The 25,841-nt window shown below is 48.7% G+C and carries 27 protein-coding genes and 1 tRNA gene; 4 read left to right on the top strand and 24 right to left on the bottom strand.

All coding sequences use genetic code 11. The annotated features are described in order from the left end of the window. Positions 1-2 precede the first annotated feature (2 nt). From GO013_RS10015 to GO013_RS09950, 14 genes are all read right to left on the bottom strand, one after another. Positions 3-878, bottom strand: coding sequence for a hypothetical protein (locus tag GO013_RS10015; protein ID WP_163810693.1), 876 nt, complete (start codon positions 876-878; stop codon positions 3-5). Between the two features lie 32 nt (positions 879-910). Beyond that, entirely contained in the window at positions 911-1,639 is a 729-nt protein-coding gene (locus tag GO013_RS10010) for an outer membrane protein assembly factor BamD (RefSeq protein ID WP_163810691.1), read from the bottom strand. Between the two features lie 8 nt (positions 1,640-1,647). Then, positions 1,648-2,568: a thioredoxin-disulfide reductase gene (gene trxB / locus GO013_RS10005; protein ID WP_163810689.1), complete on the bottom strand. Its 921-nt coding sequence runs from the start codon at positions 2,566-2,568 to the stop codon at positions 1,648-1,650. A 3-nt stretch (positions 2,569-2,571) separates the two neighbouring features. Then, the gene (gene trxA / locus GO013_RS10000; protein ID WP_163810687.1) at positions 2,572-2,892 is read right to left on the bottom strand and encodes a thioredoxin; all 321 of its coding nucleotides are present in this window, start codon (positions 2,890-2,892) and stop codon (positions 2,572-2,574) included. Positions 2,893-3,043: 151 nt separating this feature from the next. After that, positions 3,044-4,132, bottom strand: coding sequence for a tRNA (adenosine(37)-N6)-threonylcarbamoyltransferase complex transferase subunit TsaD (gene tsaD, locus GO013_RS09995; protein ID WP_163810685.1), 1,089 nt, complete (start codon positions 4,130-4,132; stop codon positions 3,044-3,046). Beyond that, positions 4,132-5,163 (bottom strand): class 1 fructose-bisphosphatase, encoded by a 1,032-nt coding sequence (fbp, locus tag GO013_RS09990; RefSeq protein ID WP_163810683.1) that lies wholly within the window; start codon positions 5,161-5,163, stop codon positions 4,132-4,134. Before fbp ends, tsaD begins: the two co-directional genes overlap by 1 nt. 30 nt (positions 5,164-5,193) lie before the next feature. Beyond that, positions 5,194-5,982, bottom strand: coding sequence for a hypothetical protein (locus GO013_RS09985; protein ID WP_163810682.1), 789 nt, complete (start codon positions 5,980-5,982; stop codon positions 5,194-5,196). A 69-nt stretch (positions 5,983-6,051) separates the two neighbouring features. Then, positions 6,052-6,864 (bottom strand): tetratricopeptide repeat protein, encoded by an 813-nt coding sequence (locus tag GO013_RS09980; protein ID WP_163810680.1) that lies wholly within the window; start codon positions 6,862-6,864, stop codon positions 6,052-6,054. Further along, positions 6,854-7,171 carry a septum formation initiator family protein gene (locus GO013_RS09975; protein ID WP_163810678.1) on the bottom strand — a complete coding sequence of 106 codons (318 nt, stop codon included), beginning with the start codon at positions 7,169-7,171 and terminating at the stop codon, positions 6,854-6,856. The genes GO013_RS09980 and GO013_RS09975 overlap by 11 nt, the downstream gene beginning before the upstream one ends. A gap of 5 nt (positions 7,172-7,176) precedes the next feature. After that, on the bottom strand, positions 7,177-7,455 hold the full coding sequence (locus GO013_RS09970; protein ID WP_163810675.1) for a hypothetical protein: 279 nt from the start codon (positions 7,453-7,455) through the stop codon (positions 7,177-7,179). Positions 7,456-7,742: 287 nt separating this feature from the next. Beyond that, entirely contained in the window at positions 7,743-8,324 is a 582-nt protein-coding gene (gene pgsA / locus GO013_RS09965; RefSeq protein WP_163810673.1) for a CDP-diacylglycerol--glycerol-3-phosphate 3-phosphatidyltransferase, read from the bottom strand. A 7-nt stretch (positions 8,325-8,331) separates the two neighbouring features. After that, positions 8,332-9,213 carry an Mrp/NBP35 family ATP-binding protein gene (locus GO013_RS09960; protein ID WP_163810672.1) on the bottom strand — a complete coding sequence of 294 codons (882 nt, stop codon included), beginning with the start codon at positions 9,211-9,213 and terminating at the stop codon, positions 8,332-8,334. A 57-nt stretch (positions 9,214-9,270) separates the two neighbouring features. Beyond that, positions 9,271-10,239, bottom strand: a complete 969-nt coding sequence (locus GO013_RS09955) for a DUF368 domain-containing protein (protein WP_163810670.1) — start codon at positions 10,237-10,239, stop codon at positions 9,271-9,273. Between the two features lie 15 nt (positions 10,240-10,254). Then, the gene (locus GO013_RS09950; protein WP_163810819.1) at positions 10,255-10,899 is read right to left on the bottom strand and encodes a protein-L-isoaspartate(D-aspartate) O-methyltransferase; all 645 of its coding nucleotides are present in this window, start codon (positions 10,897-10,899) and stop codon (positions 10,255-10,257) included. A gap of 167 nt (positions 10,900-11,066) precedes the next feature. On the opposite strand from GO013_RS09950, the gene GO013_RS09945 reads away from it, so the two are divergent. The 3 genes from GO013_RS09945 (at position 11,067) to GO013_RS09935 (ending at position 13,723) form a co-directional block, all read left to right on the top strand. Further along, entirely contained in the window at positions 11,067-11,498 is a 432-nt protein-coding gene (locus tag GO013_RS09945) for a CBS domain-containing protein (protein WP_163810668.1), read from the top strand. A 162-nt stretch (positions 11,499-11,660) separates the two neighbouring features. Continuing rightward, the gene (locus GO013_RS09940; protein WP_163810667.1) at positions 11,661-13,013 is read left to right on the top strand and encodes a M23 family metallopeptidase; all 1,353 of its coding nucleotides are present in this window, start codon (positions 11,661-11,663) and stop codon (positions 13,011-13,013) included. 167 nt (positions 13,014-13,180) lie between these two features. Continuing rightward, complete coding sequence (locus tag GO013_RS09935) at positions 13,181-13,723, top strand: hypothetical protein (protein WP_163810665.1); 543 nt, start codon at positions 13,181-13,183, stop codon at positions 13,721-13,723. Between the two features lie 72 nt (positions 13,724-13,795). On the opposite strand, the gene lon is transcribed toward GO013_RS09935, so the two are convergent. The 9 genes from lon to GO013_RS09890 form a co-directional block, all read right to left on the bottom strand. Next, positions 13,796-16,258 carry an endopeptidase La gene (gene lon, locus GO013_RS09930; RefSeq protein WP_163810663.1) on the bottom strand — a complete coding sequence of 821 codons (2,463 nt, stop codon included), beginning with the start codon at positions 16,256-16,258 and terminating at the stop codon, positions 13,796-13,798. Between the two features lie 110 nt (positions 16,259-16,368). Next, entirely contained in the window at positions 16,369-17,622 is a 1,254-nt protein-coding gene (gene clpX, locus GO013_RS09925; protein ID WP_163810661.1) for an ATP-dependent Clp protease ATP-binding subunit ClpX, read from the bottom strand. 9 nt (positions 17,623-17,631) lie between these two features. Next, the gene (gene clpP / locus GO013_RS09920; protein WP_163810659.1) at positions 17,632-18,237 is read right to left on the bottom strand and encodes an ATP-dependent Clp endopeptidase proteolytic subunit ClpP; all 606 of its coding nucleotides are present in this window, start codon (positions 18,235-18,237) and stop codon (positions 17,632-17,634) included. Between the two features lie 281 nt (positions 18,238-18,518). Then, positions 18,519-20,000 carry a trigger factor gene (tig, locus tag GO013_RS09915; protein ID WP_163810657.1) on the bottom strand — a complete coding sequence of 494 codons (1,482 nt, stop codon included), beginning with the start codon at positions 19,998-20,000 and terminating at the stop codon, positions 18,519-18,521. A 50-nt stretch (positions 20,001-20,050) separates the two neighbouring features. After that, positions 20,051-20,134, bottom strand: a tRNA-Leu gene (locus tag GO013_RS09910). Positions 20,135-20,204: 70 nt separating this feature from the next. Next, positions 20,205-21,584 carry a bifunctional hydroxymethylpyrimidine kinase/phosphomethylpyrimidine kinase gene (gene thiD / locus GO013_RS09905; protein ID WP_163810655.1) on the bottom strand — a complete coding sequence of 460 codons (1,380 nt, stop codon included), beginning with the start codon at positions 21,582-21,584 and terminating at the stop codon, positions 20,205-20,207. A gap of 92 nt (positions 21,585-21,676) precedes the next feature. Continuing rightward, complete coding sequence (locus GO013_RS09900) at positions 21,677-22,105, bottom strand: hypothetical protein (RefSeq protein WP_163810653.1); 429 nt, start codon at positions 22,103-22,105, stop codon at positions 21,677-21,679. A 121-nt stretch (positions 22,106-22,226) separates the two neighbouring features. After that, the gene (locus GO013_RS09895) at positions 22,227-23,114 is read right to left on the bottom strand and encodes a MerR family transcriptional regulator (RefSeq protein ID WP_163810651.1); all 888 of its coding nucleotides are present in this window, start codon (positions 23,112-23,114) and stop codon (positions 22,227-22,229) included. A gap of 167 nt (positions 23,115-23,281) precedes the next feature. Continuing rightward, positions 23,282-23,725 carry a hypothetical protein gene (locus GO013_RS09890; RefSeq protein ID WP_163810649.1) on the bottom strand — a complete coding sequence of 148 codons (444 nt, stop codon included), beginning with the start codon at positions 23,723-23,725 and terminating at the stop codon, positions 23,282-23,284. Between the two features lie 289 nt (positions 23,726-24,014). Between GO013_RS09890 and GO013_RS09885 the strand changes: the two genes are divergently transcribed. Continuing rightward, positions 24,015-24,407 (top strand): MucR family transcriptional regulator, encoded by a 393-nt coding sequence (locus GO013_RS09885; protein WP_163810818.1) that lies wholly within the window; start codon positions 24,015-24,017, stop codon positions 24,405-24,407. A 26-nt stretch (positions 24,408-24,433) separates the two neighbouring features. Here the strand turns inward: GO013_RS09885 and GO013_RS09880 are convergent, their stop codons facing one another. Beyond that, complete coding sequence (locus tag GO013_RS09880; RefSeq protein WP_203529506.1) at positions 24,434-25,093, bottom strand: TetR/AcrR family transcriptional regulator; 660 nt, start codon at positions 25,091-25,093, stop codon at positions 24,434-24,436. Positions 25,094-25,841: the final 748 nt, after the last annotated feature.

Raw genomic sequence — 25,841 nt, 5'->3', positions numbered from 1 at the left:
TTTCAGGCTCCGATAGTCCAGGCGGTACGGTGAATATGAAATTGTTCAGGACGAAGATCCGGCCACATCCAACACCCTTCATGCCCAGGTCCCAAAACGATCCGAGACCGCATCAGGACATCATTAACCAATGGCTGCGGGACAAAGACAACATCTTCGATAGCCGCGAGAAAGGTATTGAAATCATTTCCGATATACGTAAATTTTTCAGAAGGGAAAAAACCTTCGGCACCAGCAACCACGCAGGAGACATCAGGCTGGGCAAAGGCGAGTGCATCCAGATCGATCGGCGTGTCCGTATCCATCCAAATCGCAATATTCTTTTCAAAAACAGGAGAAAAGACGGAGATTCTGCTTGGCAGAGGATGGAGACGAACCAGATCAGTCTCCGATGCAGTCATGTCAATAATCAGTCCCGACGCACTGCCGGTTGCCAATTCATCAAGCAAGGCCGAAATCTGATCTGACGACATGTCCACAACCTGATCATGACCCGCCAGCTCCAAAGCCGTTAACAAAGACGATGGCCATACTCCATCACCATGACGGACCACCAAAACATTGGCGATACCGCTGGTCAGTGCAGGGACCACTGCGGCGAGTAATCGGGCCGGGGATTCCATGGCTGCGTCACAAAGGACGACACAAAAATCCACCGGCTGAAAAGCATGAAGAGAATCAAATCCACCGCGCCACGATCTTTCAACGCGGCCTCCACGACGACTTCCCCCACCATACCAATCGTATAAACGGGCAATACACGTTTTTAAAAGCGCTCGATGAGGGGCGGCTGTTTCTGCATACGCTTGCGCAAAAAGGGTGTCGTCAACACCGAGTTCGTCGATAGAGTGTGGAAACTCAAACACCGTTTTCTGCATAGCGTAACTCGCCCATTCACCTTTTTTTTAAATTATAACCACTGCTTGATCCAGCGCATCCAGCTTCCCTGAATACGTTGGCGCTCCTCCTCGGACAAGGTCTTCTGATACTCAAAATAGGAGTATTCAGCACGCTTGATGGAGTAGTCCCGCAAGTCGGCAATGTCAGAGAAATTCTCCACAACATACTGATATCGATGCCAAGCCGGACCATATTGTTCTGTCCGCCAGAAAAAATCAGCCATGTACACTTCGTGTTCAGCCAATATCCGACGACTCTTGACGATTAAATGCTTGGCCTGCTCCGCGTACTGAGATTTGGGATAGGTCTCGGCCAAACGGTAGAGATATTCCAACCCTTCCTTGATGTTTTCCTGACGCCGATCAATAGACTTGAACATGCTGATGTTGGCGTTGGCGATCTGATACAACACATAGGGAATATTGTCGTTACTTGGATGTAACGCCTCAAACTCTTTATATGCCTCCAGGGCCAAAAGGAATTCTTCATCAAGAAAATACGCATCGCCCAAGGCCAATTCCCCCTTCAACGCAAAGGGGCTGAAGGGGAATCTGTCCTTCAATTTCGAAAAATAGTCCTGAGCATCGCCATAGTCCTTTTCATTCAGGGCTTCCACGCCAGCTTCATACAATTCTTGGGCTGTATCCTCGGGCGGAGGAAGAAAATAGTTGTCGATCCAGACGCACCCATTCAAGGACACAAGAACGACAAGAACCACAGGGATCAATAAACGACGCATACGGACTCCTAATCGCCCAACTGCTCAAGATATGAAAACGCTGCGGTGGCTGCGGTAGCCCCGTCGCCAACGGCGGATGCAACCTGACGGCACATTTTTGCGCGGATATCTCCAGCGGCAAAGACACCAGGAACATTGGTACGCATTTCAACATCAGTCACGACACCATTGGGCTCTTTCGTAATGGTATCAGGGACATAGTCCATGATCGGCTCAAATCCGATAAAGATAAACGTGCCATCCAGCGTCAACTGGGACGTTTCGTTCGTCGAGACATTGCGCAAAGCCAATGTTTCAAGATCATCTTTTCCCTGGATTTCATCGACAACGGTATTCCGAATAATCTCGATTTTCTCATGTGTGGTGCATTTATCCTGATAGCATTGAAGACCTCGAAAATCTTCACGCCGGTGAATAAGATACACCTTGTTCACGAGACGAGCCAGATACAGGGCTTCTTCCAAAGCGGAATTGCCCCCACCAATGACAGCAACGTCCCGATCACGAAAGAAATTGCCATCGCACAGGGCACAATAAGAGACCCCCCGGCCAAGCAAACGTTCTTCGCCAGGAACACCAAGCTTCCGGTAGCGTGATCCAGTGGCCAAAATAATCGTCTTGGTCTCAACCGTTTCATCACCGACAGTGATGGTATGAAGCGGATTCCCAACGGTGATACTTTTGACTTCATCACTGATGCGATCAAGCTCGTATTCGTCCAAGTGAGCTGCGAATTTATCAGCCAATTCCCATCCCTGAAGCCCCTTGGGGAACCCGGGATAATTTTCAATTTCGGCAGTCATCAAGACCTGGCCGCCCGGAGACAGCTTCTCAATCATGAGGACTTTTACACCGGCCCGCAAAAGATAAAGGGCAGCCGTCATTCCTGCCGGGCCGCCCCCTATGACTACGGCGTCATAAGATTTCATATATTACAATGCCTTCTTGGTGATCATTTCCTTGATACTGCTCTTGGAGACGGCACCAGTGCTCTGGTCAACAACTTCACCATCTTTAAAAAGAATCAATGTCGGAATGGCACGAATACCGTATTTGCCGGGAGTTGCGGAATTTTCGTCCACATTCATTTTAACGATCTTGATCTGGCCTGTGAATTCTTCAGCCAGTTCGTCAATGACAGGTCCCATTGCACGGCAAGGCCCACACCAGGGAGCCCAAAAATCAATAAGCACAGGGACATCGCTCTGCAACACATCCTGTTCAAAACTACCATCGGTAATCTGGTTCGCCATGGAATTCTCCTTTTTTTCTCGGCTTACGGCCGTCATATACAATTCTATCCAGGGATCGTCCGCAGCGAATTATCGCCGCAATTGTTTTCACAATTTATTCAAAATAGGTCCCCATGTACACTACTGTCAAGAAGGACGCAGTAAATTCTGTTTATCTCTCCAAGGGGCCACCTGAATGAATCCAGTCCTGTGGAACCACTCTTCCCCGTGGAACCGCTTCCAGCTCAAGGGTATGGGAATATCCCGCCTTGGCAAATTGCCATCCGGCAAAAGCGATCATTGCGCCGTTATCTGTACATAAGTTCAATTCCGGCAAGGTCAACCGCAGACCATATTTCTCAGCAACGCCCTTCATGGTTTCACGGACGCCGAAGTTCGCTGCCACTCCACCGGCCACGATCAAACTTTTCATCGGACCGCTTCGTTTCAACGCCCGCTCCACCTTGATTCGCAAGGTGTCGGAAACACTCCAATTGAAAGAAGCACAAACTCGGGCCAAGGCAGCTCGCTTTTCACCGCTCAAGGCGGCAATCGCCTCAGAATCAGCCATGGTATCAAACACCAGTTCAGGCTGAGTCGTCACATAATTGGCAACCGCTGTTTTCAACCCGCTGAAACTGAAATCCAGTGAATTATTGTCGATATACGGTCGGGGAAACAGTGTTGTATCGGGGACACTTTCCTGCCCCAATTCATCGATATACCGACCACCGGGATACGGAAAATTCAAACGTTTGGCGACCTTGTCAAAGGCCTCACCAGCCGCGTCATCCAATGTCCGTCCCAAAAGTTCAAATTCAACGGGGGACGAAATCCTGTAAATATGAGTATGTCCGCCGGAGACGAGCAGCCCCAATGCCGGGAACTGAATTTCACCGGTCAATCCCGGTGCCAGAAGATGCGCCCAAAGATGATTCACCCCGATCAACGAAGCGCCAGTCGAAAGACACAGTGCTTTTGCAAAGCTGACTCCCACCAACAAACTTCCGAGCAGTCCAGGACCACGGGCCACAGCCACCGCGTCAATATCCACCGGCTCAGTGTCGGTCTCTGTCATCAATTCACGAAAAAGGCGTGGCAACACACGTAGATGTTCACGAGAGGCGATTTCCGGCACCACGCCGCCGAACAAGGCATGGGTATCGATCTGGGTCGCAAGTTTTTCGCCCAGAAGACGCCCATCCTGCACAAGTGCAACCGCTGTTTCATCGCACGACGTCTCAATTCCAAGAATGAGCATTATTTCTTCTTTTGCCTCCGGGCACCGGCAACGAAGATATCCTGTACAATCTGGACATCATTCCGGGAACCACAGAAAAAGGGAACGCGCTGATGCAAGTGCTCTGGATCAATATCCATGATCCGATTCACTCCATCAATGGCCATTCCACCGGCCTGTTCAGCGAGAAAAGCCATCGGGTTGCACTCGCAGGTCAACCGCAATTTGCCCGTTGGTTTTTTCGGATCGCGCAAGTCGGCCGGATACATGAAAATACCACCATACAACAGATTCCGATGAAAATCGGCAACCAATGACCCTATGTAGCGCCCACTGTAGGGTTTACGAAGCGCGTTCTTTGGAGACTTGAAATACGCCAGGGTCTTTTTCGTTTCACGGTCCCAATACCGTTCGTACCCTTCGTTGACAGAATAAATCTTGCCCTGCTCAGGAATACGGATATTCGGATGTGACAAAATGAATTCGCCCACACTCGGATCAAGCGTGAATCCATGAACCCCATCGCCACAGGTGAAAACCAACATGGTCGAAGAGCCATATAAAATATAGCCAGCCGCAACCTGTTCATTTCCCTGCTGGAGCACATCGCCGGACATCAACGCAGCATCCGAACTGCTTTTGCGTTTGAATATGGAAAAAATCGTCCCGATATTAACATTGACATCAATGTTGGACGACCCATCCAGCGGATCAAAAATAATGATATATTCACCACGAGGCAACGATTCGGAAACCTCAATCACATCGGCATTTTCCTCGGAGGCCATCGCGCACAACACGCCGGACCGGGATAAGCGATGAATGAGAATTCTATTCGCATACGCATCGAGTTTTTTAACTTCTTCCCCCTGGACGTTCACATCCCCGGTAAACCCAAGAACATCAACCAATCCAGCCTTGTTGACAGCCCGAGATATAATCTTGGCTGACAAAACTATTTCATTGAACAGACGCGTAAACTGGCCTGTTGCCCCCGGCACCATTTTCTGGTGCAGGAGTATATGTTCAGTAACCGTAACTTGCTGTGGCATTCTCTTTATCCTTATCTGCCTGGTGATTCCTTAAAAAGGCCACCAGGAACCTTCCGCATTGGGATCAGCACTTTGTGTCGCGTAGACATATTGATCTTCGCCCACGTACCGTGTCAGCCAAGTGTAGTACCTGTTACCAACCTTGACCTGCCCTTCCACTTTTTTCTTGAGAATTTCTTCCCACTGCACGGCCAATATGGCTTCTTCATCCACATCTGCGCCAAGAGACCATACTCCCTTCCCCGGATGAATGATTATCAACTCCTCTGGGGCAGGACTCAGTCGCAACAAACTTCTCGGGTCAAAGCCAACACCAATTAGCCCCCGAAACGTCACGTCTTCAAAGTATGGCCTTCCAAGATACAACTCAGCCCCAAGATCGGAATAATCCACGACTGTCAGTAACTTGATTTGCCGCCATACCCCCTCGAAAACCAAGGGTTTAGAAATTTTCTTGACCGGCAATTCCGGTTGCATGAACATGATGGTACCATGCTCATCAGTTACAAGAACCCGATTGACCCAGGGAAAACGTGCCCGCAACAGGTCAAGCCAATCAACGCCCGGCAATGTATCCGTATTGTCAACAAAACGGATCAGGGACGTCAAAGGCCCGTCCACAGGCGAAATGAGTTTGGCCAATTTTTCCTGATTGGGATTGGAGAATTGATAGCTATCCGTATCAATTTCCGGCGGTGGGTCCACAAAATCTCTGGTGGTTTCCCAAGATTCCTTCGTATATTTTGCCGTGGAATCCCACACACCACAACCGCCGAGCAACATCAGCGCGGCGATCAGACTCAAAAATAAATATTTCATATATCCACTTTTCGTGAAGGGACGCTCCTCGCCACCGAATGGCAGAAGCCTGGTCCTGTTCAGCTTCGGTTAAGCCCGCACCCTGGCTTCAAAACGGGAAGCCAATGTTTCCAAGGTACTGATAAGGCGATTTTTGGCATGAACACTTAACACATCCGTATTTCCATCTTCAGCAACAGCGGGACCTTTCGCCCCGCGCTCCAACTGCACAATCCGATCCTTAAGTTCGGCCCGCCGTTCGTCGGACATGGTTGATTGCAACAATTCACGATAGATTTCAAGTGCGCCGTCTACATCCCCCTGCGATGCGAGCAAGTCCGCCATGGTTTTTGTTCGAAAAGCCATAACTCCAGAACGAAACACCGGTTCGGAATCATTCGATTCAAACTCGCCCGATTCAAACGCTTCATCATGCTCGTCATTCGAAACGGACGACGATAAATGCGCGCTGGGCGGAGGCAGAGGCATACCGACCAAACGCTTGGCCAAAGGGCCTATACCCTCAAAAATCACATCGGTCCACCGGATGGTTTCCCCAGAAATATTGGATGCCACCAGCATCAAAAAAACGGATAAATCACTTTTATCAGGCGGCAGACTTCTCGCCCAGCCACGCCAAAAAGCCGGATAATCCCGCAAAGGATCAATCACGCGCTGCAACTGATCGTGAACCTCGTCCTCACGTTTCAACTCCGTGAGCAGTTCAACCAGAAGCATCCGCGCTTCAAGGTAGTCTGGATGCCTGTTCAATCCCTGCCGCAGCGTCTTGACGGCCTTTTCGGGCAGACCATTTTCAACAAACAACTTTGCCAAAGGAAAAAACACCCTTGAACCGGGTTCCAACGAAAGAACTTCTTGATACCACTCAATTTTATCGCTCATCTGTTCCTTCTCCGCCGGGTTGACCGTTCTCATCCGGGAAAATATATAATAGTTCGTCCTTTTTTACAAAATTCATTTGCTCACGAACGACTTTCTCTTGGTACCCCTTGTCCGATTTGAGCTTCCGAATTTCCTGACTCAAATCCAAACTTTTCCTATCAACGTCATCAATCTTTTGTTGCAAAGACGTATATCGTCCCTTCAATTCAAGATACGCAAAAACCCCCTGATTACTCCAAATCAACCTGACCAGCAGGAAAAGATTGATAACCAAAAGTAAGACAACAAGGACAATTCGACCACGCATACAGCTTACTGAAGCCTCTGCTTCGTTTTTTTACGAGCCTTTTTTCGCGCCAATGGCACTTCAAGTTCCTTGAGAAAATTCGCCGTCGCCTTTTCAATTCGGACAACATCAGACTCACTCAACTCAACCGTATCAATCTTTTCCAAAAAAGACTTTAGCACAGCAAATTCATCCAATAATGAATGCCCGTGCTCCAACTTTTCAAGTTGAGGCTCAAGGTCCAAAATTGTTTGAAGGCAGTTCGTTATGCGAACAAGATGTTTCACTGAACTGGAGTCAGTCATAAATATCTCGCGGTTGTGTTAATATCTCCTGATTGAATAACCACTTTTCCAAGAAATTGTACAGACAGACGATACATGAATTTACCATGTATCCACCCACCTGTCACTATAGAATTTGCTAAACGATGACAAGTATTTAATTCGACTTTTCACCGAGCAGACCGGGACTTTTCTTGATTTTGTCTAGACATTTTTTTCTGAGCTGAGATGGAAAACAAAGACAAATTCCATTAAAAAACCGGGCAAAAAGCGTGCTTTTTGCCCGGTCAAAACATTTTCAAACATCCTTACTCTGCGACATTGATCCACTTTTTATAAAAGTTATACAGGTAGTTACCACCTGAAACAACCGTCAATATCAAAGCGAAATATAACAATATCTGCCCCAAAGGACGGGGGTCCCATCCAAACAAGGGATAGTGGAAAATAAGAAAACCAACAGCTAGAGACTGGGCCAAGGTTTTAGCCTTGCCCAATCGATCAGCCGCAACAACTTCTCCCATTTCCGCAGCAATGGCCCGCATCCCGGTGACAGCCAACTCACGGCAGATGATGATAATGACGACCCACGCAGGAACGCCCCAGCCATCGCCAAGTTTGACCAGCATAATGAGCAACGAGCCAATAAGAAGTTTATCCGCCAACGGATCAAGAAACTTCCCCAAATTGGTAATAGTGTTCTGTTGTCTGGCAATCTTACCGTCAAAATAATCAGTCATGCAGGCCACAAAATACAATCCAAACGCAAAATAGGACCCAAAACGAAACTGATACCACATCTCAAGATAGAGGAGGAAGACAACAACAGGCGCCGCAAGAATACGGGCCATGGTCAGACAGTTGGGCAGATTAAAGACGTTCTTGTTCATAGGAGCCTCAAGCGTGGGTTGTCGATGCCGCCTCAAAGCTCTTTTGAGCAGCTTCGGCTATGGTGTCGGCCAATTCAATAAGCGCAGTCTTTGCCTGGGAGTCCTCTTCAAGAAGGACAACGGGTGTTCCCATATCTCCAGCAACAACCGTTGCGGGATCAAGAGGAATCGCACCAAGGAAGTCAAGACCGTACTTTTCGGCCAAATCCTTGCCTCCCCCCTTCTTGAACAGGTCGATGGATTCATGACAGTGCGGACAAATCAATCCACTCATATTTTCCACCACTCCAAGCACGTTGGCCTGAGCGTATTGCAGAAAATTGATCGACTTGCGCACGTCGGACAACGACACCTCCTGTGGTGTGGTCACCACGACACACAAGGCCTCAGGGACAGTCTTGAGCACGGTCATGGGTTCGTCACCTGTTCCCGGAGGGGAATCGACAACCAGAAAATCAAGTTCACCCCACTGCACGTCTGATACAAACTGTCGAATGGCTGAGGTCTTCATAGGACCGCGCCACAGAACAGCCTGGTCAGGGTCTTTCAACAAAGACTCCATGGACACGACATGCAGGTTCTCATTGTACTCCTTAGGGACCATCAATGATCCCCGATCCACATCCAAGGTTCCAGAAATACCAAGAAGGGTCGGGACACTCGGTCCGTGAATATCCACATCCAGCAGACCGACCTTGAACCCACGAGCCGCCAACGCTGCCGCGACATTCACGGAAACAGAACTTTTACCGACTCCGCCCTTGCCGCTCATGATAAACAGCTTGTACTTGATCTTCTCCAGGGTGGTTTCAATCATCGCATCCTGGATTTTCAACTTGGCACTCGCCTTGTTGGCCCCACTACAGGAGCCGGAGCTGCACTCGCTCATATCCATTCTCTCTTTATAGTATTTTATCCCCGGCTTTCGAGGAATCACACCAGTGCCTCACTGATCGTGCGAAAAACGGTCAAGAGCCAGCACGACGATAACGCCGAGCACCGCCAACCCCACCGCAAAAAGCACATCACCACTCACCATGTCCGGAAGCACATTCTGCTCCCGCAGGACATGTACCTTCCCACGAATCACTGAAGTTTCCAAGACTTCTTTCCACGGCCAGACTTTTCGCAAGGCCCCGATCATAAATCCTGTCAACACGCTCACCGTGGCGCCATGCCATCGGTGCAGCAAAAAATGAAGTATCCGAGAAAAAAAGACGATCCCAACGCATGCACCGGCAGCAAACACCGCCATAATCACAAAATTATCCCATATAAACGGATTCTTCAGTGTCCGGGTGACATACTCATACTTTCCCAACATCAGCAGCAGAAATGCCCCACTGATACCTGGTAAAATCATGGCGCAAATGGCAATCGATCCACACAAAAAAATGAAAGGCAATGTTTCAGGCGTCGAAACCGGAATCATGCCGACAAGGAAATAGCTCCCGAGAGCACCCAACAGCACAAAACCAATATTGACAGCTGAGAAAGGTTGAATCTGCTTTCCAACCACAAATATGGATGCGGTAATCAAGCCAAAAAACAGGGACCACGTTTCCACCGGATGCGTATGCAACATGGTATTCATGATCCCGGCCATTGTGATCATGGCTGTCATAATTCCCAACAACAGACACACAAGAAATCGGATATGGACAAGGCGCACGGCCCCGGAAATATCCAACGTCAATACCCGCCGGACAACATCGGTATTAAAGGAACGAATGGCATCTACAAGCTGTTCATAAATGCCGGTGATAAAGGCTATTGTCCCGCCGGAAACTCCGGGGACAATGTCGGCACTCCCCATGCACACCCCTTTCAACCAGAGCAAAACTCCAGCCTTGAGTGTTCGAGGACCCGGACTCGCCATGAAAGCATCTTTGAGAGGCAGTGAGTTCTTGGACATACAGGAGACCTCCAACTACCAGCCGTGACTGCCCACCAGATCCACAAACGCGACATTTCCCATATCAGTTTGACGGACTACGCCGTCACGTTTTTCAACAAGAACAAGCATCTGGTTGCGCCTGGATTCACCGACCGGGATAAGCATTCGACCATGATCGGCCAATTGATCCACCAATGGTTCCGGAATCTCGGGACCTCCGGCTGTAACAATGATCCGATCATACGGAGCTTCGTCCGGCCAGCCCATGGTCCCGTCGTCAAGCTTCAGCTTAACAGAAAACATGCGCATTTTCATGAAGCGTTTACGAGCGGCATGAAAAAGTTTCTTTATTCGCTCGACCGTATAGACTTCCGCCCCCATTTCCCCAAGAACAGCAGCCTGATAGCCAGAGCCTGTGCCGATCTCAAGAATTTTCATCCCCGGCTCGATCTCAAGCAGCTCGGACATCAGGGCCACAATATATGGTTGTGAAATAGTCTGCCCCTCCCCGATGGGAAGCGGGCTGTCGGAATAGGCTTTATAGGCCAAAGCTTCCTCGACAAAAAGATGTCTGGGAAGCGTGGACATGGCTTCAAGCACCCGTGAATCATTCACGCCGCGAGCCTGTATCTGTTCGCGCACCATGCGCTTTCTCAACCGAACCGGATCAACCACCAAACACTCCTGCAATCAACGGTGTCCCACCAATGAAAAGACCTGCGGGATGCTGAACAGATTTTCCCTCTCAAGTCAACAAAAGCCGCAAAAAACACACACGATTTGGTTCACCCACCTTGACAGGATTCACGCTTTCACCGAAAATGCCGATAAACGAGGAGGAATACATGCTGAAGGTCAATGACCTTATGACATCACCCGTCTTTTCACTCAAGGAACGCGATTCCCTACACAGTGCTCGCCAGCTCATGAATCTTCAACGCATCAGACATATCCCCATCGTCACGGTTGACAACGTGTTCACCGGATTGATCACCCATAGAGACATTCTTTCCGCCACTATTTCCCATCTGGCTGAACTTGATCCAGAAACACAAAAAGAAATAGACGCGGGAATTCCCCTGCATGAAATCATGCGCACGGATATCACTTCAATCAGTACCGATACTCCACTCAAAAAAGCGGCCCAAATTCTCCTTAATCACAAGTACGGCTGTCTGCCCGTGGTGAAAAACGGTGAACTGGTCGGCATATTAACAGAAGCAGATTTCCTGCGTTTGACGATTCAACTCATGGAAGGTCTGGACGATCAGGACTAAGTGCCTTCGCACACGACACACGGGCCGTTCCTGTCAGGGGGCGGCTTTTTTTTCATGGGAACACCATCATAAACAGCAATTTCATTTTTCCTGTGCCTTTTCCTTGTGTCCGTTCTTCGAGTATTATAGAAATAGTCTAGATTTTTACCAATAGGAAGGAACATGAGTAACGAAACGAACTTCTCTCAAAAAAAGAAAAGCGGAAAAGGTTTTCCCCTCGTCCTCTTGACCATCATACTCATCTGCACCCTTGGCGCAGGACTGTTCATGATTTTCAGAGACACGACGGCACCGACCATAGCCATTGCACCCAACACCCAAAACCTGGGCAAGGAAAGTACGGTTGACGTCTCGGTGCAAGACCCTGGCAGTGGTTTAAAATCACTTGAAATTGTCGCAATCCAAGGCAAAAAGCGTATCCCTCTGGTCACCAAGGAGTACCCCGGCGGCATTATGGAGGCCAAAGAGGTCCTGTCTCTGGATTCGGGCATCATCAAGGAAGGTGAATTCACCATTGAAATCACAGCCCGGGATGCGTCCTTGTATCCCTTCGGAGCCGCCGGAGTCACCAGTGCGTCGCAAAGCTACTCGCTGGATCTGACGCCACCACGAATTTTTGTCCAATCTCACACCAACAACCTGAATCAGGGCGGCAGCGGACTCATGGTCTACTCCCTGTCCGAAAAAGTAGAAAACACCGGAATACAAGTTGGAGAACGGTTCTTCCCCGCATATCTCCAACCGGGACCAACCGGAAAATTCCAGTACTATTGCATTTTTGCCCACCCATGGGACACTCCATCCAACAAATTCACTCCGTTCATTACCGCCTCAGACAAGGCTGGAAACACGGCCAAACGGTCATTCAACTATCACACCAATAGTCGCCAGTTCCGGCATGACAAAATCAGGCTTTCCGATGGATTCATGGAACGAACCATCCCGGAATTTCAAGGACTTGTCCCCAATCAAGGCACACTCCTCGATCAGTACCTATACATCAACAACACCTTGCGGCAACAGAATCGGGCCAAGCTGCTCGAACTCGGCCGACAAACCAGCCCCACCATGTTGTGGTCCGGCCCATTCAAACGGCTTCCCAATGCGGCAAATCGTGCGACATTCGCCGATGCCAGAGACTACATGTACAAAGGCAGGAAAGTCGATTTCCAGACACACCTCGGCCTTGATCTGGCGAGTGTACGACAGGCAGCCGTACCTGCAGGCAATGACGGGATCATTGTCCACGCCGACTTTTTGGGCATTTATGGCAATGTCGTGGTCATCGATCACGGGCTCGGCCTTCAGTCGCTCTACGCGCACCTCAGCTCCATTGCCGTGGCCAATGGTGACCGAGTCACTCGCGGACAAACTATCGGACACACAGGGACAACTGGACTGGCTGGCGGCGACCATCTCCATTATGGAATCATCGTCTCAGGTATCCCGACCCAGCCGTTCGAGTGGTGGGACAAAAACTGGATTCGAAACAACGTGTTATCAAAAATCCAATAATCACCGGGGAGAGCCCCTCCCCAGATATCAATCAAATTGATCGCCCTGGAAACAGCCTGTTTCCAGGGCTTTTTTCCCCATAAAACGACCATCCTCCGGCACTTTTTCCCAGGCGCGATATTTGCATTTGTGACAAAGAGGTATTTTTTACCCAATGGAGTGCACAAATGCAGATTTCAGCAACAGCATCTTTACAACCGACAACGCCCAAGGCTCGCTCTTTGGTGCGAAACATTACCCCGGAAGGCGTATCGCTTGTTCCCGAAAAAACCGAAGAAGAAAAGCGTCTAGAATCCTCTTCCCTTCCCATCCAAAAAGAATTGACTCCTGAAGAGAAGAATCGTGTCGCTTTTCTAAAAAATATGCTCAGCCAACTCTTAAGCATGGGAGACGGTCAACCCACAGAAGAGCAAAAGGCCCGCATTAAGGAAGTCGAAAACGAAATTGCAAAGATCACCGGCGTCAAGCCCCATTCAAGCATTGCGGATGCAACTCACACAATGCCCAAAAAAAAGGATGACGACGAGGATGAGGCCAAACGACGACATATTGCCGGAATAGATCCAAAGGAAGCGCAGCATTTCGAACAGGAAAAAACCGGGAAAAACATAAATCCGGGAATGGTGATGCTTCAAAAAAACGCATTCTTCGCTCAATTGGCTTCATCACTGGAAAAGACAAACGCCCTTCATTCTTTTTCAGCCAAATAAGACACCAATTTTACATAAAGAAAGGCCGAACAGAAAACTGTCCGGCCTTTCGTTTTGATATATAAAAGGAAACTACTGACGCGCTGAGCGTTGCAATTCGTCCTTAAGCAATTCTGCGGCAATCGGAGCCTCTCCGTGTTTCGTGTGCCACACGGACTCAGATCCGGCTTGAAGCGCCTTGTCAATGACCTCATCTAAGGTCTTGACAGGAATGACCTCAAGATCCTTGAGAATGTCCTTGGGAACATCCTTGAGGTTCTTTTCATTTTCCGCAGGGATCAACACAGTCTTTATCAAACCACGATGCGCAGCCAACAACTTTTCACGCAGTCCACCGATGGGCAGCACCCGTCCACGAAGCGTGATTTCACCGGTCATCGCCAGATCATGACGAATGGGGATGTTCAACAAAGCGGAAATGAGTGCGGTTGTCATGGTGACACCTGCGCTCGGACCGTCCTTTGGCGTCGCTCCGTCCGGCACATGGATATGGATATCCACCTGCTTGTAAAAATCCGGTTTCAGACCGAGAAGATCTGACCGGGACCGGATATAGGAAACAGCGGCACGAGCGGACTCCTGCATGACATCACCGAGTTTGCCGGTGATCTCGACTTTTCCCTTACCCGGCATCAGCACGACTTCAACCAGCAGCATTTCGCCACCGAGTTGTGTCCATGCCAATCCGTTACACACGCCGACCTGCGACGTCTCTTCCCGTTCACCATAGCTGAATTTGGTCACGCCAAGCATCTTTTCCAAACCCTGCTTGGTCACGGAGATAACCTTATCGCGATTTTTTTCTTCCACAATCTTCATGGCAGACTTGCGACAGATTGACGCAAGCTCCCGCTCCAGATTACGGACACCGGCTTCCTTGGTATAATACCTGACAATATCGAGAATGGCGTTTTCCGACAATTTAATATTGTCCGCATTCAATCCATGCTGCTCAAGTTGCTTGGGCAACAGGAAATCCTTGGCAATCTCCACCTTTTCATTTTCCAAATAACCAGGCAAACGGATAATCTCCATCCGATCCTGCAACGGCAACGGAATGCCTTCCAGACTGTTGGCAGTCGTGATGAAAAAGACCTTGGACAAATCATAGTCCAAATCCAAATAATGATCATTGAACGCATAATTCTGCTCAGGATCGAGCACTTCCAGCAAAGCGGCCGACGGGTCGCCACGGAAGTCAGCGGACATCTTGTCCACTTCGTCCAGGCAAATGACCGGATTGTTGAATTTCACCCGCTTCAAAGACTGAATAATCTTGCCAGGCATGGCTCCGACGTAGGTACGACGGTGGCCACGAATCTCCGCTTCATCACGGACCCCACCCAAAGAAAGGCGAAGGAATTCACGATCCATGGACCGGGCAATAGATTTCGCAATCGACGTTTTACCGACACCAGGAGGCCCCACAAAGCACAGAATAGGCCCTTTCATGGTTTCAACCAATGTCTGAACCGCGAGATATTCAAGAATCCGTTGCTTGGGCTTTTTCAAACCGAAATGATCTTCATCCAGAATGGTACGGGCCTGTTCGATATCAACATCCTTGTCATTCTTGATGTCGTCCCACGGCAGGTCAAGTACCCAATCGATATAATTTCGCACCACAGTATATTCAGCACTGGACGGCTGCATGGTACGCATTTTCTTTATCTCTTTACGAACCCGTCCCCGATTTTCATCAGACATGGGTTTGGCGTCGAGCTGTTCTTCCAGCTCCAGGGCTTCGGCCTGGGGATCGTCATCGCGCCCCATTTCCTTGTTGATAGCCTTGACCTGTTCGTTGAGATAATATTCACGCTGATTTTTTTCCATCTGATCTTTCACACGTCCCTTGACGCGCTTTTCGATGGAAACAATCTCGATTTCTCCAAGCAACAATTCATAGACGCGCTCAAGCCGTTTGGACGGATCGAGTTCTTCGAGAATAGCCTGTTTGCGAGAAAACTCAATTTTCAAATGCGGCATGATCTGGTCTGCCAGCGGACCGGGTTCCTTGATGGTGGACATGGCCAGAATGGCTTCGGGAGCAACCTTTTTGTTGACCTTCCCAAAATCTTCCAATGACTCATGCACAGCCCGAATCAACCCTTTGGACTCGGAAGTGGATTCCTGACTTTCTTCCAAGGGAAGGAACGTCGCCTTGGTAAACTCTTCGTCATCCTCTCCAGAGGTCATCATGTCGTTTTCAGGCGTCCAAGACGCACGGGAAACCCCTTCGAACAGCACCTTGATGGTGCCATCAGGCAACCGAAGCATCTGCAATATCTTGCTCACCGTCCCCACACGATATAAATCGTCGGCTTCGGGATGCTCGGTCTCCGGGGTCTTCTGAGTGACCAGGAATATCTGTTTGCCATAATCAGCTACAGCGGCTTCAATGGCTTTTATTGACGCTTCACGCCCCACAAACAGTGGAACGATGGATTTCGGAAACATAACCACTTCCCGAAGAGACATCATGGGAAGGGTCTGGGTTTCAGGGGATTTCTTGCCGTCAAATCCAAAGGTCGGCATTGATTCCTCCGGTGGTTATATATGAAGCACCACTTCCACACAGGGAAGTGTTTGCCGTCGATACCGTGGAAATAATCTTCTCAGACGTATTGTCAACGTCCGGAACGAATCTATGCAGACTTCACTTCCTGATGGTACAACAAAAGCGGTTCCATGTCGTTCTCGACCACAGCCTTATTAATGACGCACTCTCGCACGTCCGGCATGGCGGGTAACTTGTACATGATGTCGAGCATGGTTTTTTCCAACACATTCCGCAAACCTCGAGCACCGGTCTTCCGTTCCACAGCCTGCTTGGCAATAGCCAACAGAGCATTTTCAGTGAACTTCAGTTCGACCTTATCCAGCTCGAAAAGCTTGCTATACTGCTTGACCAGCGCGTTCTTCGGTTCCTGAAGGATGCGGATCAAATCTTCTTCGGACAATTCCTGCAATGCAGTCTGAACCGGAATACGACCAACAAACTCGGGGATGAGACCGAACTTGATAAGATCCATTGGTTCGGACAAGGCAAAAAGTTCGCCGAGATCCATTTCCTTTTTGGCTTCAACCTTGGCACCAAATCCCAGCCCGGAGCCGGTCTTGCGCTGCTGCACGATCTTGTCCAAACCGATGAATGCCCCGCCCAAAATGAACAGGATATTCGAGGTATCCATGCGGATGAATTCCTGCTGCGGATGCTTTCGGCCACCCTTTGGCGGGATATTGGCTTCCGTGCCCTCAATGATCTTGAGCAATGCCTGCTGAACGCCCTCTCCCGAGACATCACGAGTGATGGACGGAGAATCCCCCTTCCGGGCGACCTTGTCGATTTCATCAATATAAATGATTCCACGGGACGCGGCATCAATATCGTAATCGGCATTCTGCAACAGCTGAACAAGGATGTTTTCCACATCTTCGCCCACATAGCCGGCTTCGGTCAGCGTGGTCGCGTCGGCAATGGCAAACGGCACTTTCAGTACACGTGCCAGCGTCTGCGCCAACAAGGTCTTTCCTGAGCCGGTCGGACCGATCAACAGGATGTTGGACTTGTCAATTTCAATGTCGTCCGCACCAGAATTCGCAGCGGCGTAAAACACCCGTTTGTAGTGGTTATGCACGGCAACGGACAGAATTTTCTTGGCCTGCTCCTGACCAATGACATATTGGTCGAGCAATTCCTTGATTTCCTGTGGCGGCAACAACCGACCATCTTCGAATTCTTCGCTGATGGTCTCCTGCGCCATGATGTCATTGCACAGCGCAACGCATTCGTTACAAATATACACATCGGGTCCGGCGATGAGCCGCTGGACTTCCACCTGTGTCTTGCTGCAAAACGAGCACCGTAATTCGGCTGGATTCGTATTTTTCTCAGTCATATTTCTGTTTTAACCCTTACTTTCGGCCACGTCTTCCCTGGACCGCATGACCTTGTCAATCAGGCCATATTTGCAGGCTTCTTCGGAAGACATGAAATAATCACGCTCGGTATCCTTCTGGATCTTACCGAGCTTCTGGCCGGTGTGTTCGACCAGGATACCATTGAGTTCATCTCTCAAACGCAAGATTTCCTGGGCGTGAATATGAATATCAGAAGCCTGTCCCTGCGCCCCGCCAAGCGGTTGGTGAATCATGATGCGACTATGCGGCAAGGCGTAACGCAATCCACTTTCACCAGCACTGAGCAACAAAGCCCCCATACTGGCAGCTTGCCCGAGGCACAACGTGGCCACAGGTGCTGAAATATACTGCATGGTATCATAAATAGCCATGCCAGCGGAAACCGACCCGCCAGGCGAGTTAATATACATATAAATTTCCTTTTCCGGATCTTCTGACTCCAGAAAAAGAAGCTGTGCACAAATCAGGCTTGCCACATTATCATCAATTGCGCTGCCAAGCAGGATGATCCGGTCTTTGAGCAGTCGGGAATAAATGTCGTATGCACGTTCAGTACGACCAGTTGTTTCAATGACCATCGGAATGGCGACCATGAACATCTCCTTGTCGGGATCTTATCAGGTTTATCGGACGGCGAATACGAAAATACCATATTTCTTTCGTACTCTCACTGGTCTTCAACGACCATTTCCGCCCTTTTTAACGTCTCTGTAGTATGAGATAATTCCCCTGTAAGGACAAGGGGAAACTTCTTTCGTGAACCTTGGAACAAATAGGTATCCCACCCACAAGGTCAAGGGCTCATCGCAAAAAAAACAGCGACCCGGACAAATCCGGGCCGCTGCGTTTTATTCTCGGCAGTGCAACAGATTCGTTAAGCGTCTTTTTCAGCCATGAATTTTTCAGCACGTTCCTGCAATTTGGCCAAGGAATACCCTTTGGCAGTCGATTCCTTGAGGCCCAGATTGGCAACAGCCCATTCTACGGCTTCGGCCTTGTTTTCAAACGTAATCAAGGCGTCCTTGGCAGGAGCAGTCGCTTCAGCTGGAGCCTTTGCCTCTTCGCTCGGAGCCGCGATCATTTTGACATCGGCTGCATCGTAAATCAATTCAGAGGCCTTGTCACACAACAACCGATCTTTCAACGGCACGATAAGGTTGTTGTCTTCGTAATATTTCTTGAGTTCATGCAGCGGTTGACGAGTCTGCATAGCCAACTGCGTCAAAGTGGCATCGATTTCTTCAGGAGAAATTTCCAAGGATTCCTTGTTGGCAACAGTCAGCAGGAAAATCTCTGTCCGGACAGTGGACTCAGCTTCTTCACGGAAATCGCCACGCAGCTCTTCAGGCGTCTTGCCCAAAGACTGGAAACCTTTACCCTGACGATCCAATTTGTATTCCAGATCCTGGATCAGACGATCGATGCGATCTTCAACCATGGCGGGCGGCAGCGGGAAATCCTTGATCTCACCAATGATGGAGGCAAGCAAATCAGACTGTGCTTTGGATTTGTTCATCTGCTTACGCTGAGAACCGTAGGATTCACGGATACCTGTCCGCATAGTCTCGATATCCTTGAACCCAGCCTTTTGGGCCACTCCATCACTCATCTCGGGAGTAATCCGCTCTTTCACGGCATGAAGTTTGGCCTTCATGGTCACGGTCTGACCAGCCAGATTTTCATTGATGAAGTCAGCGGGGAATGTCACATCGGTTTCGCCGGATTCACCAGCAGTCAACGTCTTGAGCATATCTTCAAACTCGGGCAGAGCCTGATGTTCGCCAAGTACCAAATCAAAGTTCTCAGCCTGAATACCCTCAACGATCTGATCATCCTGATAGGCACCAAAGCTGACAGAAACGACTTCGCCATCCTTGGGATTGCGAACGTCTTCGATCACTTTCACTTCGGCATTGTTGGCCAAAATGCGAGTCTCGACTTCTGCGACTTCTTCATCGCTCACCACGACGTCCAGTTCCTCTACCTTGAGGCCCTTGTATTCGGGCAGGTCGAGCTGAGGAGCGACTTCAAATTCAATTGCATAGTTGAAATCTTCATCACGAACCAATTCCTTGGCATCGACATCAATGCGGGACATGGGCTGAATCGACAGGCCACTCAAAATTTCGTTGATCTGATAGTTGATCAGATCTGTGGTGGCTTCACCGTAAATCTGTTTCCGATATTTTGATTCCACGATGGAAGACGGGACTTTGCCTTTACGGAATCCTTTGACATCAGCCTGCATACGATACAGGGCGATAGCAGTTGAGATTGCAGCATTGGCTTCTTCTGCGGGAACTTCCACAGAAATTTTCCGCTTAACCGGCGAGAGTTCTTCGACATTGTATTCCATGGAATGTATCCTCCTGAAGCGTCTTGAAAGACGAGTAATATGGCATTTTTTGGTGCGGGCGGAGGGACTCGAACCCCCAAACCGAAGGTACCAGATCCTAAATCTGGCGCGTTTACCAATTCCGCCACGCCCGCGAAAAGAACGTGCTTATTAAGCAAGCTCTACCAGATATGTCAACCTTACATGACAATGAAAAGCAAAAATCTACGAGTCTTTCGGGTCAAAAGCCATGAATTCGACGATTTTTCGGACAAGCGTCACAAGATCGTCAACATTCACTGCCCACAAATAGATCGTGGGTACACGCCCTTCACCACCTGGATCTCCTACACCATCAACGGTCTCGGGACCGTCATACTCCTTGAGTACCTCAAAGGCACCCCATTCTTCCAATTGCCCATTTTCCACGTTGACATATTCCGGCTTGCGGGCCGGTTCAAACCACTCAATTTCAACCCCTATATCATCTAGAGCCGCAACAAGCTTCGGTTGTCCATTCAAAGCCACAGCACAACCGGTTTGAGCACGAACCCTCCGAGCGGCCAGCAGAACCGATGCGGTTCGTACAGACACTCCGAACTCTGGGTACCCAACCGCTGAAACGACTCCTCTTACCGAGGAAAAAAATCCACCGGACAAACCGCACACATCGTCACGGTTCTCCGCAAAAGGTAAGGCCACGGCCACATTGCTCACTGAGCGAGAAAAAAGTTGTTGTGCACCGTCCATAGCCACAATTTTGCGAGCAAAGGTATCAACTTGAGCCATCACGTTTTGCCGAGAACGCTCCTGCAACCACGGAGCAAGATGATTGGGTGGGCCACCCCCCGCACCGATTCGAGTCCCCGCTCGCAATGCCAAATTCAAATATTTCTGAGCCTGAGCGATGGCTGCCACCGGGTCCAATCCGTGGGCCAGACCAGTCGCAATAGCGGCAGACAAAGTACACCCTGTTCCGTGCGTACACTCGGTATCCACCCGCGCTTGCATCAGCGGAACCGGCTCGGAATCCGCAGTGAAAAACCAATCGGTCACTGCAAGGGAATCTGCATGGCCACCTTTGATAAGCACGGATTTTGGCCCCATCGCCAACAAGATATCCGCCGCCTTGAAAATATCTTCCCGAGACTCAATCGAAATCCCGGTAAACAACGCTGTTTCCGGCAAATTCGGCGTTATCATGTCCGCCAACGGAAAAACCAATTCGACCATGGCAGACACAGCGTCATCTTCCAACAGCTTCGCTCCGGATGTTGAAACACACACAGGATCAACAACCAAGGGGAATGTCCTGCCGGTCAACAACGGCGCAATAGCCTTGATGATAGGCGCGGAAAACAACATCCCGGTCTTCGCCGCATCCACTTGAATATCTTCAAGAACCATTGAAAGCTGCAAAGCAACAAAATCTGGAGACGGAGCGGAAATATCACCCACGGCATGGGTGTTTTGCGCGGTCAATGCAGTGATAACACTGGCCCCATATCCGCACAGCATGGATATGGTTTTCAAATCAGCCTGAATGCCGGCCCCACCGCCGGAATCAGAGCCGGCAATAGTCAGGACACACGGAAGACGATTCACACAAACCTCCAAAAAAAACGACGCCCCGCAGGCAAAACAACCCGAACGGGACAATCGCATCAAAAAATATAAAGAGGCCGAACTGCCCGAAATTAACCGCAGGACAATTTGACGTAATCTTCAACAGAAACGCCATTCCACGCCTTGCTGACCCAATACGCGGTGGCCCAGATCATAAGGGCTGTCGCCTGCAAATCCGTCAACCGACGCAACTTGACTTCAAGGTTGGATTTACTGGCACCGTGTTGAATATGGACGCTATGTTCGTCACAGGCCTCCTCCACCCGAAGAAGCAGATAGGCCTGCTTTGACTGGTTGGGCAACAACTTCACTTCTTTGTGCGACTCAAGAATCGTCTTTAGTTCAGCGACAGAAAAATCACTGGACACTGTACGAATAGACTTAAAGAAGACATCCACAGCCCACGGCAGGATGAATTCAGCACCAGCACTCTTGGTCTTGAAATAGTCCTTGAGCCATTTTTCCTGATCTTGTGTAATTCTTGCTGCGACCTGGGGCATACCTTCTCCTCCAAATGAACCGGGGAACATACAAGCTGTGGGTTATTTAGCAAGAGTTATATAAGCAATACGGTCAAAGGAATCAAGAGTTTTTCTAGATTTTTATTAAATAAAAAACAGACTAATCCTTAAAGACCATCCGCAACTGCCTGAAAAGCGTCAATAACAAGGCATCTGGGGCATCATTCCCATCGACATTCAACCGAATAATTTCAGTCACGACATTCTTGCTTGGCGTAACGGTCCGCTTGGCAACCAAGACAACATCTTGCTCTCGCCCGCTGTCCTTATCTTCCATTCGCACAACCAAAACCCAATGACCATCCTGCTGACGCCACGACGTCTCGACCTTCATCAAGTCCGACTCTTTGCGCTCAATAAGTTGAACAAAATTTTCCAAAGAAAATGCTTTCTTACCCTTCCCCTGCACACCTAGGAACTCACCTCCGGATGCAATCACCAGCGGACTTGCCAAAAATTCTGCAGAAGGGAAATCAAGCCCACCAGAAGCTCCTCGCCCAGAGAACTGCCGTTTCAAAGAAGCAAGCTCATTCTTCAAAGACTCAATTTCTTCACGCTGTACCTTTTCTCGATCCAAACGGAATTCTCGCAAAGCGGCAATCTCATCTCTCAACGAACGGATTTCACTCTGGAAAAGAGACTGGTTGTCCAACACGTCAGACATGCGAGACAGAACGCCTTTCAGATCAATAAAATCCTTTGGCGAGACAGACTGATCATACGACTGATCACATTGTTGATCATTCATTAATACACTGAATTTAAGTGCTAATTCTCTCTCAATTTGTTCAGTTGACCAGTTGTCGTTGAACATTTGACGAATCCTCCTGAAAATTTCCAACACCTCGACAGGATACCGAGGACGACGCCCTTCGCCGCCCTCTGACGGAATATATTTTGTAAATTTATCCTTATAATATACGATTGTTGACGGCGGAATATGTAATTGCCGACCAACTTCTCGCAGACTGATAAACTTCCTATTCATCAAATTTTTCCTTGTTGTTCACTAATCATTCTGTTGTTCAGAGTAACGAAAAACAAGGCCATGTCAATACCTAATTAAACAACAATGAACATAAGTGAACATGAATAACGACAAAAAAAAGCGTATCGAAAAATTCGATACGCTCAACATTCATTCTGAAAAACAGATTAATTTTCGAGGTCAGCGCGCACATCCTTCAACGTCATCAAGACTTCCTGCATCTTGCCACGAAGTTGTTCATCATCAATCGTATTCCCTAAATAGGCTGCTTTCATCGCCATCTCATTGACCAAATCATGTGCGATCATCTTCTTGATCTGCCCAGGTATCTCAGTCTCCATCTCAACCATTCGATTATCTAGACGAGAAACGTCTTCACGCAACACGCCCAAACTCTTTACTTCATCCGTCAGTCCGGCAATATTCCTGTTCATCCCAAAAAAGAATATTATTAATAAAACACCGACAAGAAGGGAAACAATAATCGCAACTTTGCTCATATCCCTATTCGCTTCCACCACGCTTGCAGCAGGCTCGGATTGCAAAGAAGCCTCAGTCTCTTCGGCGTTCACGGTTTCCAGCTTGCGGACATTGTTTTCATCAGAATCCATAGTACCTTCTCCATTGATGCTTTGTTCTCCAACACTCCCAAACGGGATTAATATACGTTACCAAGGCATTGGAATCAAGAAATTGCCAACGTCTTTTTACATATATTTAAATCCCCAAAAAACAAGAATTGATGTAGCTCACGGCTTTATGGAAAGCAAATTATCCATTCTCCTTGACAAGTCAGCCTTTTTACCATGTATAGTTACGCAGATTAGTAATTTTGATGTGTCATTTCCCTATTACTGTACTATAAAATGGCACATTCACATGTATATCAAGGAGCTATTCATGGAAGACTACCTGAAAGAAGCATTGGAAATCGTCAAAGCTCAAGCAAGCGTACGCACAATGACGGAAGATGAAATCACTTCCATGGTTCAAAAAATTGCTGCGGGTATCAAAGCGATATCGGATGGGGACACACTCACACCAACGGACGTTGCCGCCGTTGACCCCAAAAAAGCCATCAGGGAAAAATCTATCCTCTGCTGTGTCTGTGGCAAAACATTCAAGGTCATCACCAAAAAACACCTTGCAAGCCACGATTTAACACCCGAAGAATACAGAGAGAAATTCGGATATAAAAAGAAATTACCGTTGGTCTGCAAATCGCTTCAACGTGAACGCCGCAAAAAAATGAAAGAAATGAAATTGTGGACCAAACGAGGAAAAAAAGCCTAAATGTCACCAAGAGAGGCCCGTTCAATTCAACGAGCCTCTTTTGGTGTGAACATCCGTTCAAAAAGTGTATCTAACGTATCCTCGATCCGTTTCCAACCCGCTTCCGATTGCAAATCCACGCCTCCCAAACTCTGGTGAATTCGAGATCGAACAGCAAGAAAGTTGATTGCTCCTGCCATAATGAGCACCAATGCAGTCAAATCAACATCCGACGGCGGCTCTTCTTCCATCAATTCAAAGAACTCCAATGCTGTTTTTACCCGCACTTCTTCCAAGACTTCGGTCAACTCATTGCGTTCAATCGCTTCCCAAGCCAATATCTCGAGAGTATGCGGACGACGCAAGATGGCCTTCAGATATCTCTTAAAAAACAAGGACATCAAGACATGAGACGACATCCTTTCGATGGAATTCACGTCCTCGCCCAATAATTCCTCTGCCGTTGGCCAAAAATCGACAGTTTGACTATAGGCAGCCATAAGTCCATGCAACCCATGAAAATATCGGTAGATCAATTTCTTATCGACTCCAGCCTCTCTAGCGACAAGATTGACTCCCAATTTTTGAAAACCAACTTCGGACACGACCTTGCCAACCGCCCTGATAAGACGTTTTTTCGTCAGCTCTTTATTCCGAATAGGGACAACATTCGGTACAATCTTCAAATTCGCCACAGCATCTCCCATACGACAACAGTATAGTTTCAGTATTTCAAACTCACACGCCAATGACAATGATTGTTTTCCACCTCCAAAAAATCAGCCTAATTGCGTAATGTCCCCCTCGCAAGAGACGTTTTCTATGGAGACCAGCCCTCCACAAGGGGCACCTTCGGTGAGACCAGGACGCTGTCCTGGACCTGCCAGAGAACCCTTTGAAAAGGGTTCTCTGGACTCTCCTAAACTTTTTGGGTCGCTTCGCGAAGGCTGTCGGCAGCGTGAGTTCGTGCGGCTCCCTGGAAGAGCGTTGTAAAAAATTGCATTTTTTACAGACTCGATAAAAAACTTAAAACGCATTCTTTTTGCAAAGCTCTCTTACTTCTTAACCCATCCCCTCCTTCTTCAATCCCACTCAATGAATGTCGTGGAGCCTCGCAGAAGGCGCGATACAAAGTTCTGGAGGGGAGTCCAGAGGGGAACCTCTTCCAAAAGGTTCCCCTCTGGCCGCCGAAGGCATCCCACATCCCATACCCCAGACGACAGCTGTGGCCTCACGCTGACGCGCGCACCTGCCGAAGGCACATAAAAAGTTAAGGAAAAGAGAGAGATAGGGAGTCTGGGGGAAAGGGAGAGAAAGGTACAATCCGGGTACATAGGTAACACATTAGTCCGGGAACACTGGTAACACTTTTAAGCATACAGCTTGGAGGTGCCATGACCTGGAAAAAGGTAAATCCTATGGATGAAAGATTGAAGTTTGTTATTGAAGTCAGTT

The sequence above is a fragment of the Pseudodesulfovibrio sp. JC047 genome, assembly GCF_010468615.1.
Classification (GTDB): domain Bacteria; phylum Desulfobacterota; class Desulfovibrionia; order Desulfovibrionales; family Desulfovibrionaceae; genus Pseudodesulfovibrio.
Note: the sequence above shows the minus strand (reverse complement) of the source record. Positions and strands in the feature narration are given on the sequence as shown.